We start from the raw sequence: 15,457 nt of genomic DNA on the forward strand, positions 1-15,457 counted from the left end.
CCGATGACCACTATCCAACTCTCGCGTAGATCGATCATCCAGGGTGGAGCGGTCCTTGGAAGTCTTTTGGTCGGCTTTCGACTATTCGAACCGAACGCCGAGGCTGCTGAAGGGCCCAGATCTGCTGACCTGAACGCATTCGTTCGCGTCGCTTCCGATGGCAGCGTGACGATGACCATACCCTCGGTGGAAATGGGCCAAGGTGCTTACACATCGATGGCGATGTTATTGGCCGAGGAACTCGACGTCAGCCTCGCTCGCGTGAAGGTCGAACACGCGCCTGCCGACCGCGCCCGCTATGCCAATCCGATCTTCAAGGAACAGATGACCGGCGGGTCAACGTCGATGATGGCTTGGTATCTCCCTTTGCGCAAGGCCGGAGCCAAGGCTCGGGCCCTCTTGGTGGACGCGGCGGCCGAGAAATGGGGGGTGGAACTGGGAACGCTCTCGACGAGCGATGGCCGCGTCGTTCATTCTGCAACCGGTCGCTCGGCAGAATATGGCGAGCTTGTCGCATTGGTACGGTCCGATCGCGCCGTTTCCGATCTCCCGCTGAAGGACCGCTCATGGTTCAACCTCATCGGAAAGCCTCTCAAGCGGCTCGACACTCCGGCCAAGGTCGATGGCTCCGCGGTTTATGGAATCGATGTCCTTCTCCCTGATATGAAGTTCGCCACCATGACGAGCAGTCCCGTCCTCGGGGGAAAGGTCCTGAAGGTCGACGACTCCCGCACCAAGCTCGTTTCCGGCGTGCATCGTATCGTCGTACTCGACGATCTGGTGGCCGTGGTCGCGAGCAATACCTGGTCCGCCATGCGGGGACTGGAGGAGCTGAGGATCGATTGGAGCGAAAGCGACTTCGCCGGCACCTCCCAGAAAGAACTTTGGGTGCAAATCGCAGCTGCATCCCAGGGAGCTGGCGCCGTGGCCAAGCGGGAGGGCGATGCTCCTGCGAAGCTCAAGGGCGAGGGCGTGTTCGAGGCGACGTTCGAGCTGCCGTTTCAGGCGCACGCTGCGCTTGAGCCCGCGAATTGTACCGTGCATTTCCACGACGACCGATGCGATATCTGGGTCGGCACCCAGGTGATGGTGAAGGCGCAACTCGCGGCGGCCAAGGCAGCAGAAATTGATCCAGCCAAGGTCACGGTACACAACCATCTTATCGGTGGCGGGTTCGGCCGCCGTCTCGACGTGGACGACGTAGTAAAGGCGGTGCGGATTGCCAAGGAGGTCGACGGGCCATTGAAGGTCGTCTGGTCGCGCGAAGAAGACATCCGTCAGGACTTCTTCCGCCCGATGTATCACTTGCACACGCGGGCCAAAGTCGAACAGGGCAAGATCGTTGCCTGGCATCATCGCATCACAGGGTCTTCGATCCTGTCCCGTTGGGTACCGACGGTCTTGAAGGATGGCGTCGACGCGGACGCGATCGAGGGAGCCGTCGAGATGCCCTACGATTTTGCGGACACTCTCATCGAATATATCCGACATGAGACCCCTCACGTGACGACTAGTTTTTGGCGCGGGGTCGGACCGAACGCCAGTGTTTTCGCCGCGGAATGCCTGATCGATCGCATCGCCCGCGAGATCAAGGTAGATCCGATCGAATTGCGCCGGCGCATTATCGCCTCGAAGCCGAGAGCACGTGCGGTTCTCGATCTCGCAGCCGAGAAATTCGGATGGTTGAAGCCGCCTGCCGCCAGGCCGGGCACTCGTGTCGGGCGGGGCGTAGCGCTCTTGTCGGCGTTCGGATCATTTCTGGCGACAATCGCCGAAGTCGCCGTAGCGGACGACGGCGACGTGCGCGTCTTGCGCGTGGTGAACGCGGTAGACGTCGGAGCCATCGTAAATCCGAACACCGTAGAAGCGCAGATGCAGGGCGGCACCGTCTTCGGTATCGGCGCCGTACTCCACGGGCATATCACGATCAAGAACGGCCGCGTCGAGCAATCGAATTTCCACGACTACCGCGTTGCCCGGATCGACGACACTCCGATCATCGAATGTCATTTGGTAAAGAACGACGAACCACCGGGCGGCATCGGCGAACCGGGGACCGTTACCGTCCAAGCGGCGATCGCGAACGCGGTGTCCGCCGCCACTGGGAAGAAACTGACCCGCATGCCGATCGACAAGGCGATGGTCGCGGCGAGGTCGTGATGGGAATGCGTAGCAAACTAGCGCTATTGTTCGGCGTGGCCGCGTTCGCTGCCGTTTCTCTTGCCGGCTACCTGATTTTCCAACCGGGACCGACGGATTTCGCGGGCGGCAGGGCGGTCTCTCTCGATCAATACAATGGGGCTCCGCCGACCGGCGTTCCGCCTGAACTTGCTTCGGCGGATCTCGTGACGCGCGGGGAGTATCTCGCGCGAGCCGCGGATTGTGCGGCGTGCCACACTCAAGCAGGCGGCCAAGCCTATGCCGGCGGGCGGGGGTTCGAACTTCCCTTCGGAACTATCTACACGCCGAACATTACGTCGGACAAGGAGACCGGCATCGGAGGCTGGACCGATGCGCAATTCCTGCGTGCCGTTCATGAAGGCGTCGGTCGTTCCGGCGAACGTCTGTATCCGGCGTTTCCATACCCGTCCTATGCCATGTTGACGGACGACGATGTCTTGGCGATCAAGGCATATCTGCTTTCGCTCCCGCCGATTCGCCGTGAGAATCGTCCCAATACCTTCGTTTTCCCTTTCAATCAGCGGCCCCTGATGGCGGTCTGGTCGACATTCTTCAACCGCGCGGGCATTTTCCGGCCCCGTTCGGACAGAAGTGCAGAGTGGAATCGCGGAGCGTATCTCGTCGAGGCCGCCGGCCATTGTGGTGAATGCCACACGCCGAGAAATCTCATGCAGGCCATGAATACCCGGAGGAAATTCGCAGGAGGTGTGGCCGAGAACTGGAAAGCCTATAACATCACTTCCGACGGAAGCACGGGTATCGGCAACTGGACGGACGAAGAATTGGCGGAATACCTATCGAAGGGCTTCTCCTCGGGACATGGAGCGGCATCCGGGCCGATGGCCGAAGTCGTCGAATTGAGCACGAGCAAGCTGTCGGCAGCCGACGTCCGGGCGATGGTCACGTACCTCAGATCTATCACGGGGATCCGCGATCGATCGCTTTCCCCGACGGTCACGGCATCGGTCTCGCCGAACCCCAAGACGATAACGGACCAAGCGATTGGCCTTCGCGTCTTCCAGGGCGCTTGCGCGAGCTGTCACGCGTGGGACGGTTCGGCTCGCTTGACGCCGGAAGCCGAATTGACGGGCGCGAGGGCAGTCAGCGATGCGGCGGGAACCAACATTACCCTTATGATTCTCCATGGGACTGGGCCACGAGATTCGTCGCGGCCGTTCATGCCCACTTTCGGTGCCTATAGTGACGCGGAGATCGCAGCCGTGACCAATTACGTCACTTCGAGGTTCGGATCGGCGCCTTCGAGCTTGGTCGCCGGCAATGTGGCACGCTTAAGAGCCAAAAATTGACGGGTAAGCTGCTTCAAACTACGTGATTGGCGTCGTTTTCGTGTAGAGTCCGGCGTGGCGTCGTTGCATTGCAGCTCACCCGGTTCTCGCGACAACTCGACATGCCTTCGCTCATCATCGTTCACGGCGTCGGATTGCCGACGAAGGACGCGCTGTTCAATGCTACCGCGGGCATCGCCGCGGCCTTTCCGAACGTCGGGTCGGAGCACAGATTTTTCGTTGATTGGAACGAAGCGGCCGCGGACCACGTCCTTGTGGAAGGGCAATTCCGGTGGGCCTCAGCCGACCGGCTTTTCGTGGCTTTGCGGTCGTCGATACGAATCGATTGGTGCTCGCAGGGATCGGCAAGCACGACGATCATCGCGGGACTGAGCGAGATTAGCCTGATCATCAGCAGGTGCTGCTTCGCAGTCATCGTCGCGGCTTTCTTGCTGATCCCAACAACCGGTTTGTTTCTCACGGCCCGCGCCGCATTCTTGCTTGAACCGGACAAGGTAAGCGGTTGGCGCGATCTTGCCGATCCTACCGCTCTCTGGTTTCTCCCGCGACAACTCGTAACCCAGGTTGTCATGTCCGGCCTCGACCTCGGCATCACCGCCGTACGTATCGCGTCCTGGTCCTGGCTATCTGTGCTGATAACCCAAGCGGTTTTATCGCTTGTGTCTGCAGCCCTACATAACTCAACCTCGCCGCTTCGGGTTTCGATTCGTCAGATGACCCTCGGGCTTTTTGGCCCTTTGCTGGTAGTGTTTCTCGTCCCGACCTACGACCTACGGCCTACGGCGGGCGTCATCGCTGCCGCTTTCGCCGCGCCGCTCGTGTTCACCGGGGCGTTGATGGCTTTCTTGTTCGTAGTCACTCTGCCGTTCTTTGGCGTGAACACTGATTTGATCGCTGCGGTCGGATCAGCCATCTTCTACTTGGCCATAACGAGCGTCGGTCTAGTTTGCGCGATTTTCATCCTCGCAAAGGTAAGACCTGTTTTCGGACATGTTCTGAAGATCGCGTTGGACATTCTTCTCTTTATCGGAGATCGTCAGTTCCGTAACGGGACACGGGACGAGCTCGATCGCGTCGTTTCGGAGGCTCGTGAACGCTGCTCCGACGGACTTTTCTACATCGCCGCGCACAGCCTCGGATCGGCTATCGTACTTTCTTCGCTGCTTTCGTCGAAGCAGTGGCTACCCGCCGACGAGGTCGTTTTAGTCACGCTCGGTTCGCCTGTTCGTCGTTTCTTTCAACGATTTTACCCGGATTATCTCTTCCCAGAATCGCCGCATGCAGTTGCCGAATCGATAGCCTCCCGGCTGTCCCGCTTCTCATGGATTAACGTCAACCGACCATGGGATCCTATCGGATCGAGGATGGGCTTTTCACCGACCTTCGAAGCACGGGATCGGTCGACGGGGCAAAGGCGACTGCTATTGCGCGCCCATGTCGGCTACTTCGTCGACCCGATGGTTGCGGCAGTCGTGCGCGACGAAATCGCCGGAATTGAATCGGTCCGGCGCCCGCTGCACCCTCCGACGTTGCTCCCTTCTCGGCCGATCGCGCAACGCGACGCTCTACGTCTGCCAGCCTCTGTGACGGCTGTGCTGTCAGTCGCCGCAACGGTTGCCGCCTCCTTCTTTCTCGTTCATGCGTTCTGGCTGTCGGCAAGCGACGTCGACGGTGCTTTCATTGCGCAGTTGGGCGAGTTCAAAAGCGGCCGGGTCGAAACTGCCATTGCCGACCCGCGATTGTTCGCCGGATCGGAGGTCACGGGATCTGGGCGCGTACCCGTGATACGGACGTACATTTCGTTTACTCCGGCCGGGGCGGCCCCGGTCGATGTGGGCCCGCGCAGCGTCGGATGGTTTTATAAGCGATATTTCTTCGATTTCGACGCAGCCACTTCGCTGGTCGAGCGGCAATGCCAAAATACACCGCTGATGTGGGGACAAACCGCCAATTGTCCGAACGTCCCGATAAAGGTCGCGTACGAGGCCGCCGATCCGTCGAAATTCACGTTGCCCGACTTTGCACTTGCCCCGGTCCCGTCCCTCTGGCTCCGAATGAAGAAGATAATGTCCTGTTTTATCGCTTCGATCGCAGGACTGTTGTTCACCTTCGCAAATCTATGGATCGTGGCCCAAGCTCTTCGGTGCGTGATGGGAATACCGTATCCGCGCAGGTCGTAGCCCTCCGGATGACCGCGGCTCGATGCTCGCTACGGTCCGGGTGCGGCGCATGGAAGCGGCGCGAGTCCTACTTATCCAGGAACTCCAGCAGGTATTTGAGAAGCGCCGCGGGCTTCTCTTCTGCGATGAAGTGTCCGCTGCCATCGATCCGGAAGGTTTGGGAGCCGGGCGCCTTTGCATCCAGAGCTGCCTTGAGCCTGGGGTAACCTGGGCCGCCGAGACCTAGAACCGGCATGCTGAGCTTCTCGTATCGACCATCGTCGGCGATATCTTGACCGAACGCTTGATACCAACCGTTACTCGCCCGAATCGCATCGCGGCTCGAATACGCAGATTCATAGACAGCGCGATCATGCGCATCGATCGAGCCCTCATCCTTCCCCATGTATTTGAAGAACCAAGCATGCTCCAGGCCGGCGCGCCCCTCTAAAAGCTGCTCGGGCAATCCCTTTACCTGATGAAACGCGAACCACCACAGATAGGGGTGATCTTCGTCCAGTTTGTCGCTGAATGTTCCGGGGGTCGGAAGCAGCGGTAGCTTAAGGTATCCTGCGAAGGGATGCGCAACGTCGAGCATCACCAGCTTTCTCACCTGCTCGGGATGGTTCGCCGCCAGACTGAACGCGACCATGGCACCGATATCGTGGCCGACCACGTCGGCTTGTTGTTCGCCCAGCTCGCGGATTAAAGCGGACAGGTCGTCGGCCATCGTCTTCTTGTCGTAGCCGCCTTCGGGTTTGTCGGAAGCACCCATCCCCCTGATGTCCACACTGACCACGCGGTGCTTGACCGCAAGTTCGGGCATGATCTTGTGGTAGGCCCACCACGTCTCGGGCCACCCGGGGAGGAGCAGAAGCAGCGGCCCTTTTCCGCCTGCCACGTAATGGAGCCGCACCCCGTTGACTTTGGCGAACCCTTCCGAGAACCCCGGCAAGCTATGGACGAGCGCGCGATCGGACGTTTGTTTCATATTGGACTTACGGGACTCGGCCGACGCAGGGTCGATGAGAATGAAGAGCGCGGCGAGAGCCACAGCTCCCGCTGATCGGATAAGTGACATACCTTGGGATATCTTTTCGTAGCTTGGAACTTCAGGAGAGCAACGTCGCGTCCATCGTGATCTCGCATTTCAGGACCTTGGCGATCGTGCAATTCGTCCGAGATCGTTCCGCACAGCGATTGAACTCTTCCTGCGTTACGCCGGGCGCCTTCGCCTTCACGACGATATGCGAACCGTTGATCGCCGGATGGCCCGCCACGTCGTGGCCGAAATCGATCGTCACCGACGTCTCAATGCTTTCAGCCTCTTTTCCGATCATTCCGAAGTTGTTCGCCAGGGCCTGATTGAAGCAGCCGGCATGGGCGGCAGCGAGCAATTCCTCGGGACAAGCGCCGAGGGCTCCCTCGAAGCGGCTCGCGAACGTAAAGGGTTCGTTTCGCAGGGTGCTCGACGAAGTCGAGATGTCCCCTTCACCCTGCTTCCAGGATCCCTTCCAAGTGGAGAAACTCGTGGCTTTCATGTTCTTCCTCGTCGAGTTGATTTGAAAAGCTTCAATTCTTCAACTGGCCAAGTGCCTCGCCGAACTTCCGCTCGAGGTTGCCTTTGGTCTGCAACCCACCCTCCAGCAACTCCTTGGTCCTTGCTTGAGCGCGCGGCTCGCGGATAGTCTGCTGAAAGAGCGCCGCGTCCATGCGCACATCGGCCAGTGCCGGAAGCGCAATGTCGTTGACCCTCTTCTTGATCGCCGCAATTCCGGCCGGAGGAAACTTCGCGATTCTCGTTGCCAGCGAAGTCACGAACGGGCCGAGCTCTACCTGAGGGAGCGCTCTATTGATCCAGCCGTACCGCTCTGCCAAATCGGCGTCGTAGTCGTTCGAGGATAGAAGCACTTCCATCGCGCGCCCGCGCCCCAACAGGCGCGTCAAATGTTGGACCCCTCCCGCTCCGGGTACGGCCCCGAAACCGGCTTCTATCTGTCCGAAGACCGCCTTTTCTCGCGAGGCGAACCGCATGTCGCAAGCAAGCGCGAATTCACTGCCGGCACCTCGAGCCAGACCTTCGATCTGTGCGATCGTGACCTGGCGAAGCTCGCTCAGTCGTCGAAATAGGCCTCCCAGCGATCCGCTTGCGCTTCCGGAGATACGTGCGGCTTCCTTGGTATATTGAGGAACCTTCGTGATATCCACGTGCGGGATGAAGAATTCCGCATCGGCGCTCGAGAACACCACGACGGCGATGTCCTCGCTGCGATCGAGTTCGTCCATCAGATCGACAAGGTCGCGAACGAGTTCGGGTCCGATGAGATTGAGCGGCGGAGCATCCAAATTAGCGAACAGCACGCCGCCTTCGGTGCGGGTCCGTATCGTCTCGAATTGCTTCTGCATGTTTCTCTCTGCCTGGTTTTCCGCGGCGACCGCCGCGCGAGTTGCGCCGGCAGGCGCGAGCAGCAGTCCCGCTCCCAGCGAAAGGGTCTCTCGGCGAGTGATCGTCATGGAGCGAGATCCTTCCGATCCTAAACGAAAGCGCCCCGGATCGATCGATCCGGGGCGCTGAGTTCTCGTCAGTTCGGAAGCTGTTCGAGCAGCTCTTTGGTCGTAAGGATCGCGTGTGCGAACATCGGCGCGTTGGTCTCAGCGGCAACCATACCCTCGGGATTGAAGGCGGCGGTCGCGTCCTTGACCAGGGTAACGTGATAACCGAGCTCCATGCCGTACCGCGCGGTGGATTCGATGCAGCTGTTCGCGATGAGACCGACCAGGATGATCTTCTCGATCTTGTTCTGCTTGAGCAGGAAGTCGAGATCGGTGTTCGCGAAGCCGCTTTGGGCCCAGTGTTCCTTGGCGATGACATCCCCTTCTTGCGGACCGAATTCCTTGTTGAACTCTCCACCCCAGGAGCCCCGCTCGAAGGCGTTGACCGGCAAGCTGTTTTGGATGAACGTGTTCATATGGTTCCAACCATCGTGATCGTGGGGGTGAGCGCGATGGTGAGGTACGATGAATACCTTGATCTTCGAGGAACGCACCTTCGGAATGATCTTGCGAAGGTTGTCGAACATGCCTGACGCATCCGCGGTCGGCTTGATCGCGTTATAGAGCTTCCCGCCTTCGGTCATGAAATCGTTGTACGGATCGACGATGAGTAGAGCCGTACGGTCGGCGACGTAGGTTTTTTCCGCCATGGATGCCTCGTTCTGATGGCGCCTGAGGCTTGGCCTCGGCGCATGGGATACATTGATCACGGGCCGTATCGCCCCCGTGGGCGAGCGAAAGCCACCGGACGCATGGCCGGTTTGCCCCTTCGCTCGAAACTTATTGCGTGATCGAAGCGATTACCGACCGCTTCGACACCGTCCATATGAACCAAGCGCGCTGCCTGGTCAAGGTCGCTTCATTTTCTAAAGTAACTATCACGCATTCGTCAATGGGAGGCCTGGCATCGTCCGGCCAGCAGCTTGGAACAAGGGGGACGACTGTCGCCGCGCGACGTATCAGTTGAGCTGCCAGCGAAGTAACCGACGCTCCACAGATCTCAAGAGCACATTGGAGATCACTCCGAGAGCGCCCAAAAGGATAAGGCCTGCAAAGAGATCGGACGATTGGAACGACCGGCCCGCCAGCAGAATGGCCGATCCGAGCCCGGACTGCCCCGTGATCATCTCCCCGACGATCGTGACGATAAGTGCCACGGTCATCGAGACGCGCATACCGGACAGGATATCGGGCAAGGCGTTCGGCAAGCCGATTTTGGCGACGAATGCAAGGTTCGAGAGGCGGAGAGTTTGCGCGACCTCGCGGAGCCGGGGATCGATGCCGGCAAAACCATGCACCGTGGCCAGCAGCGTCGGCCAGATCGACCCGAAAACTACGGCCCCCAGGACCATCTCGGGCGTTAGGCCGAATACCGCGATAGCCACGGGAATGATCGCCGAGGCCGGTAACGGCCTTAGAAACTCCAGGGTCGGCGAGAGATAAGCGCGCGCGGCCGATGAGATTCCGACAGCTGATCCGACGAGTACTCCGGCGAAGCTTGATAGGAGCCAACCTTCGATCATGCGCAGAAGCGTCGCGGACGTCTGTTCCGGAAGATCTCCATCGGTCCAACCGAATGCGAGCGCTTGGAAGGTTTGGGACGGGCTGGGCAGGAATATCCTTGGAACGATGGCGAAATGCGACAGGATGAACCAGACCGCCGACATCGCCAGCGCTCCGGCCAGCGCCTTCAAGACCGACGTCGCGGCCGACATGGCTCTATACCTCCGACATCGTTTGGACTTGCTCGCTCGAGAGCCGCCGCTCCAGCATGACCAAGAGCGCATTGAGCCCCCAACCGAGAATGCCGACCCAGATCAGGGTGGCAAGCATATCGCCGGGACGGAGAGACTGCTGAGCGATGATGAGCGCGTAGCCGAGACCCTGCGGATTCGCCGCGATTTCGACGGTCACGGCCACCACCAGTGCCAACCCGATCGCTAGGCGCAAAGCCATCAGAATTCTAGGCAAGGCGGCCGGAATCAATATCTTGGTGACGCGCGCAATGGGTCCAAGACGCAGAAGACGGGCGACCTCGATCAGACGCATATCGATGGCGGCTATCGCCGTATGAGAGAGAATCAACGTCGGCCAAAACGTCGCGAAGGCTACGATCGCCGCTTCCATCGACAGACCGAAGCCGCACGCCATCAACGACAGGGGGATGAGTGCGACCGAAGGTATCGGACGGATCAACTCGATCGGGGTCAGCAGATAGGCGGCCGCTCTTGGAAATATCCCGAGAAGCGTGCCGGCAAGGACGCCCGTACCGAAGCCCAATGCGAGACCGAGACAGGACGCCGTCAGCGTCTCGAACGTGGTCCTGAGCAACGTTCCGTCTGACAAAAGCTGCCGGAGCGAGGCGAGTACCGCACTCGGAGCCGCGATTGTGTCGCTCTGTGTCCGCACACCGTGCAACGCGGCCTCCCAAAGGAGGATCGCCACAGCCGGCACGACCAACCCACGCCAGGCCTTCATCCGTGATGCCCTTGGACGAGGTCGAAGAGATCGCGCCTCAAATGCAGGAATTCGGTGTCCTCACGGGTGGTGAGCTGGTTGCGCGGAGACGGAAGGTCGATCCGGACGAACTTGCCGATCCGCCCGGGGTTCGCCGCCAGGCCGATCACCACGTCGCCCAGATAGATCGCCTCTTCTAGATCGTGGGTGACGAAAAGGACGGTCATGCGCCTGTCCTTCGCGATACGAAGTACCTCGTCTTGGAGAGACTGGCGCGTCATGGCGTCCAGTGCCCCGAAAGGCTCGTCCATCAGGAGGCAATCTGGTTCCTGAGCGAGGCATCTCGCGATTTGAAGTCGCTGCTGCATGCCGCCGGACAGTTGGCGGGGGAACTTGTTGACGTGATCTCGTAGCCCTACCGTCGCGAGCAGCGAATGAATCTTGTCCGCCCGTTCGGAGCGGGGAACGCCGGCCGCCTCGAACGCGAGGCTCACGTTTCCGTAGACCGTCCTCCAAGGCAGCAGAGCTCGTCCGTAATCCTGAAAGACGACGGCGATTTTTTCCGAAGGCCCGGAAAGCATTGCGCCGTCGAAACTCACCGTACCCGATGCGGGCCTGACTAGGCCGCCCGCCACGCGGAGCACGGTTGTCTTACCGCATCCGGAAGGGCCTATCACGCACGCGAATTCGCCCCTTCCTACCTTGAACGACACATCATCGAGGATCTTGCGGCCGCCGAGGTTCACAGTGACGTGCTCGCAAGTCAGCTCACCCGACTTGACGCGCCGATCACCGGACATTGAGACGCGCCTCGTCGATCTTGCCCTTGAGCATCTTCTGATCATTCATGATATCGATCCAATCCACCAGGCGCTTCGCGTTGGATTCGATCTGCAACTCGGGGAGCGGCACGTTCTTGACGACATCGAGCGACAACTTCGTATATTTGGAAATGTCCTCTCGCGCCTTGTCCGGATTGCGGGTCATGAACGCCGCGGCATCGACCAGAGCCTCGCGGAATTTACGTACCGTCTCGGGATTGTCCTTCGCGAACGCTGCCGTCGTCGCATAGACGAAGATCATGAGATCGTCCGGCAAATCCTTCACCATCGTGGTCACTACCGCGGCTTGTCCTGTTTGGAGAATACGGGTAGTGACCGGCTCGATCGACAGCACGGCGTCCACGGTGCCTCCGCGGATCACGTCCGGCATCTGCGGAAATCCGACTTCAACGAACGTGACCTTCTTTGGATCGACCCCGGCCACCATGAGCCATTTGCGGAAGATGACGTGCATCAAGGCGCCGATGCCGGGAATGCCGACCCGCTTGCCGACGAAGTCGGATTGCTTCTGGAGACCAGCGGCCGACCTTCCCACCACGGAGAAGTTGGTGCTGTCTCGTGTCATCATGCTGCCCCCAGCGATCGCGACCAGATCCAGACCGCCGTCCACCGCCTGAAGAAAGGTCGCGGTCGTCGGTCCGCCGACATGCAGCGAGCCTGCTTGGAGTGCGGACGGAATATTCGAATTCAGCGGAACAAGCACGAGTTCGACATCGAGGCCTCGGGACTTGAAAAAGCTCTCCTCCGCAGCGATATAGGCCCCCACGTACTCGCTCGTCGGCGTGTACCCGAACTTTAGGCTCGTCTGAGATGCAGCGGGAGCTGCACCGGAGCAGATCAGCCCTACGAGCAACGGGATCACTAGACCAAGATACGAAGTGGTCGTCCTGGCAAACGTCATATTGTTTTCCTCCATGTTCAAGCCCGCGCTTCTTCGGCGCGGCGCCTCGATTTCGATCAATGGGACGTCAAATGCGGATTCGGCGATAGAAGGATCTTGCCCTGGCGACCTGGTCGGTTGGCGTGCAGCAGCGCTTGCTTGACGTCTGAGATCGGATAAACGGCCTCGATTTCCACTTTGATGGTGCCGTCGACGATCAATCGGCCGATTTCATCGTAAACGGCATTGCGTTCCGCCGCGGGTGCCGTCTCGAACCAATGTGTGAACCAGAAGCCACGAAGGCCGACGTCGCGAAAGACGACGTCCGAGGCACCGACCACGCAATCCGTACTGGAAAGAAGCCCATACGTGACCACGGTGCCGGAGCGTGTGAGGCACCGTGCTAATCGAGCCGTTCCGGCGCCCGCGACTGCGTCGAAAGCGAGTCTGATCGGCGCTCCGCCGGTTGCCGAACCGACGTCCTCGACGAGGTCCGGCTTGTCGATAACGACGGCATCTGCGCCGATCGCGAGCAGCGGCGCGACCTGGTCGGCCCTGCGCACGACGCTGACCGTTCGCAACCCCATGAGTCCGGCGATCCTGATCACGCTGTGAGCCACGCCGGAATTTCCCGCGTTCTGCAGGATCCAATCACCCCTGTTCAGTTGGACGAAGCCTTTCAACATGTGCCAGGCCGTCGCCGGGTTGACCGCCATCATCGCGAGTTGAAGAGTATCCGCCTCCTTCGGGAGCGCGACGACGCCCGCCGCAGGCATCCTTATCCTCTCGCACCAGTTCCCGCGGCCACCGCTCAGCGCCAACACGCGATCTCCGGGCTGCAGATGCTGCACCCCCTCGCCGGTCTTGGCGACCCGACCAACAGCCTCGCCGCCTGCCATCGCCGGCAATGGCGGGGGCGAGGGTCCGAACAGGCCCGCGAAATTCACGAAATCGGACGGATTGACCGGGGTCGCCAGGATCTCGACTAGGATTTCCCCTGCGTCGGGTTCGCCTGGGTCCGGAACATCCACGTATTCGACGACTTCGTGCCCCGGACCGAAACGATTGAACTGGACGGCTTTCATCAGACTACCCGTTCGTTGCAATTTGCCGAATTTCGCGGTGCGAGCGCTACCTCACCTTTACGAGGGTCTTGCCCAGATTGTCGCCGCTCAGCATCCCGATGAACGCGGCCGGAGCGTTCTCAAGTCCTTCGACGATGTGCTCGGAATATTTGACCGAGCCGGCGCGCAACCACGACGAAATGCGGGTGAGCGCTTCGTGATTCCGCGACTGCCAATCGCTCACGATGAAGCCCTCGACGCGCGCCCTGCTTGTCAGCATGTACCGCATACTGACCGGTCCGACTTCGGGCGACGAGAGGTTCGATTGCGATATCTGCCCGAAGATCACGACGCGCGCGTGCAGCGCGAGGTTCTCGTTCACGGCGGCCGAGATACTTCCCCCGACCCCGTCCAGATAGACGTCCACGCCGCGTGGGCACGCCTGCGCGATTGCCTCCTTGAGATTCGACGCGGTCTTGTAGTTGACCACAGCATCGAAGCCGAGTTGGTCCCTGCAATAAGCTGCTTTCCGATCGCTGCCGGCGACACCGACCACGCGACAACCCGTGAGCTTCGCAAACTGACCTGCAAGCTGTCCCACGGCACCGCCCGCCCCGGACACGACGACCGTATCGCCCGGCATCGGACGGCCGACCGACAACGTCGAGAAATAGGCCGTCAGGCCCGGCATACCGAGCACGCCGAGGGAGGTAGAGATTGGCGCGAGGTTCGGATCTATCCTGCGCAGTGAAGCCCCCTGCACGACGGCGTATGACTGCCATCCGCTGGGACTTTCCACGATTTCTCCAGGCTTGAAGGACGGATCTTCGCTGTCGATCACGCAACCGACGGCGCTTCCCACAACGACGTCTCCTATGTCGATCGAAGCCGCATAGTTCTTCGCCTCGCTCATCCTACCGCGCATGTAGGGATCGAGAGAAAGGTACAGCGTTTCGACCAGAACCTCGCCGGCCGAAAGCGACGGGATCGGGGCATCGGCGAGAATGAAGTTCTCTACCGAAGGCATTCCGACGGGGCGCGAGGAGAGTCTGACTTGCGTATTGGCGGGCATCACGTAGGACTTCATCTCGTTTGATCCGAAGGGGAGTGCGGGAGGCGCGCTGCACCGGCAGCTGCCGTAGACCCGATACCTCCCTCTTCCTCAGATCGGTCTTCAGGCCACTGATTGGCGTTTGTCGGAACATCGTCCGCCGCGCGACCGTAACATCGCCAAGGCATCAAATCAATACGTAACGTATCGTTTTTTATTGTGTCAGCCGGCGCGGTTTGTTACGACTGCCGGACAAGATCGATGGGAGGGTGTCATGAGCGCAAGCACGAGCGATGAGTTCGCTCTCTATTGTCGCGGCGAATCCGGCAACTGCTACAAGGTTGCTCTTATGCTGAATTTGTGCGGCCTCGCGTGGCACCCCCGGTTCGTGAACTTCTTCGACGACACGTCCAAGCCGGCCTTCCGCAAGGAAGTGAGCGACATGGGCGAGCTACCTGTCCTGGAAGGGCGGGGGCTCGTCCTGTCGCAATCGGGCGTTATTTTGAACTATCTGTCCGAGGCCACGGGCCGCTTCGGAGGCAGGAACGACGAAGAGCGCCGCGAGGTCCTCCGCTGGATGCTCTTCGACAATCATCGTTTCACGCCAAGCTACGCGACGTTGCGCTTTATGAAGGGCATCCGGAAGATCGAGGACAATCCCGTTACGGAATGGCTGCACGGTCAGGCGACCATCGCGTTCGATGTCGCGGAACACAGGCTCGGCGAGCATCCTTTCGTCGCCGGGGACGCGCCGACGATCGCCGATATCTCCATGTGCGGATATCAATACTACGACGAGGCGAGCGGCATAGATCGCGGTCGGTATCCGAACATACGCTCCTGGCTCGAGCGTATCGCCGCCCTTCCCGGCTGGGCACATCCCTACGATCTCATGCCCAGGGCGATACCATCCGCCGACCGGCCTGGTCCGGCCGCACAGGATACGTGGCCGTAGCCCCGGGG

At 60.2% G+C, this 15,457-nt stretch carries 14 protein-coding genes; 4 read left to right on the top strand and 10 right to left on the bottom strand.

Going from position 1 to position 15,457, the window contains the following annotated elements; all coding sequences use genetic code 11:
* Nucleotides 1–3: 3 nt before the first annotated feature.
* The 3 genes from AC0L20_RS19095 (at nt 4) to AC0L20_RS19105 (ending at nt 5,668) form a co-directional block, all read left to right on the top strand.
* Nucleotides 4–2,160: a xanthine dehydrogenase family protein molybdopterin-binding subunit gene (locus AC0L20_RS19095; RefSeq protein WP_473290736.1), complete on the top strand. Its 2,157-nt coding sequence runs from the start codon at nt 4–6 to the stop codon at nt 2,158–2,160.
* Complete coding sequence (locus tag AC0L20_RS19100) at nt 2,160–3,488, top strand: cytochrome c (RefSeq protein ID WP_473290738.1); 1,329 nt, start codon at nt 2,160–2,162, stop codon at nt 3,486–3,488. The genes AC0L20_RS19095 and AC0L20_RS19100 overlap by 1 nt, the downstream gene beginning before the upstream one ends.
* A gap of 101 nt (nt 3,489–3,589) precedes the next feature.
* Nucleotides 3,590–5,668 carry a hypothetical protein gene (locus AC0L20_RS19105; protein WP_473290740.1) on the top strand — a complete coding sequence of 693 codons (2,079 nt, stop codon included), beginning with the start codon at nt 3,590–3,592 and terminating at the stop codon, nt 5,666–5,668.
* Between the two features lie 67 nt (nt 5,669–5,735).
* Here the strand turns inward: AC0L20_RS19105 and AC0L20_RS19110 are convergent, their stop codons facing one another.
* The 10 genes from AC0L20_RS19110 to AC0L20_RS19155 all read right to left on the bottom strand — a co-directional run bounded on the left by AC0L20_RS19110 (nt 5,736) and on the right by AC0L20_RS19155 (nt 14,530).
* Nucleotides 5,736–6,701, bottom strand: coding sequence for an alpha/beta fold hydrolase (locus AC0L20_RS19110; RefSeq protein ID WP_473290742.1), 966 nt, complete (start codon nt 6,699–6,701; stop codon nt 5,736–5,738).
* Between the two features lie 58 nt (nt 6,702–6,759).
* The gene (locus AC0L20_RS19115) at nt 6,760–7,188 is read right to left on the bottom strand and encodes an OsmC family peroxiredoxin (RefSeq protein ID WP_473290744.1); all 429 of its coding nucleotides are present in this window, start codon (nt 7,186–7,188) and stop codon (nt 6,760–6,762) included.
* A gap of 31 nt (nt 7,189–7,219) precedes the next feature.
* On the bottom strand, nt 7,220–8,161 hold the full coding sequence (locus tag AC0L20_RS19120) for an enoyl-CoA hydratase/isomerase family protein (protein WP_473290746.1): 942 nt from the start codon (nt 8,159–8,161) through the stop codon (nt 7,220–7,222).
* Nucleotides 8,162–8,229: 68 nt separating this feature from the next.
* Entirely contained in the window at nt 8,230–8,850 is a 621-nt protein-coding gene (locus tag AC0L20_RS19125) for a cysteine hydrolase family protein (protein ID WP_473290748.1), read from the bottom strand.
* A 309-nt stretch (nt 8,851–9,159) separates the two neighbouring features.
* Nucleotides 9,160–9,915: an ABC transporter permease gene (locus tag AC0L20_RS19130; RefSeq protein ID WP_473290752.1), complete on the bottom strand. Its 756-nt coding sequence runs from the start codon at nt 9,913–9,915 to the stop codon at nt 9,160–9,162.
* Between the two features lie 4 nt (nt 9,916–9,919).
* Complete coding sequence (locus tag AC0L20_RS19135) at nt 9,920–10,531, bottom strand: ABC transporter permease (RefSeq protein ID WP_473290756.1); 612 nt, start codon at nt 10,529–10,531, stop codon at nt 9,920–9,922.
* A 143-nt stretch (nt 10,532–10,674) separates the two neighbouring features.
* Nucleotides 10,675–11,457 (bottom strand): ABC transporter ATP-binding protein, encoded by a 783-nt coding sequence (locus AC0L20_RS19140; RefSeq protein WP_473290759.1) that lies wholly within the window; start codon nt 11,455–11,457, stop codon nt 10,675–10,677.
* On the bottom strand, nt 11,447–12,460 hold the full coding sequence (locus tag AC0L20_RS19145) for an ABC transporter substrate-binding protein (RefSeq protein WP_473290762.1): 1,014 nt from the start codon (nt 12,458–12,460) through the stop codon (nt 11,447–11,449). The genes AC0L20_RS19140 and AC0L20_RS19145 overlap by 11 nt, the downstream gene beginning before the upstream one ends.
* On the bottom strand, nt 12,457–13,464 hold the full coding sequence (locus tag AC0L20_RS19150) for a zinc-dependent alcohol dehydrogenase family protein (protein ID WP_473290765.1): 1,008 nt from the start codon (nt 13,462–13,464) through the stop codon (nt 12,457–12,459). Before AC0L20_RS19150 ends, AC0L20_RS19145 begins: the two co-directional genes overlap by 4 nt.
* Nucleotides 13,465–13,510: 46 nt before the next feature.
* Complete coding sequence (locus AC0L20_RS19155; RefSeq protein WP_473290767.1) at nt 13,511–14,530, bottom strand: NADP-dependent oxidoreductase; 1,020 nt, start codon at nt 14,528–14,530, stop codon at nt 13,511–13,513.
* Nucleotides 14,531–14,768: 238 nt separating this feature from the next.
* Here AC0L20_RS19155 and AC0L20_RS19160 point away from each other — a divergent pair, with 238 nt between their 5' ends.
* Nucleotides 14,769–15,449, top strand: a complete 681-nt coding sequence (locus AC0L20_RS19160) for a glutathione S-transferase family protein (protein WP_473290769.1) — start codon at nt 14,769–14,771, stop codon at nt 15,447–15,449.
* Nucleotides 15,450–15,457: the final 8 nt, after the last annotated feature.

Source organism: Bradyrhizobium sp. Kon58 (assembly GCF_055807455.1).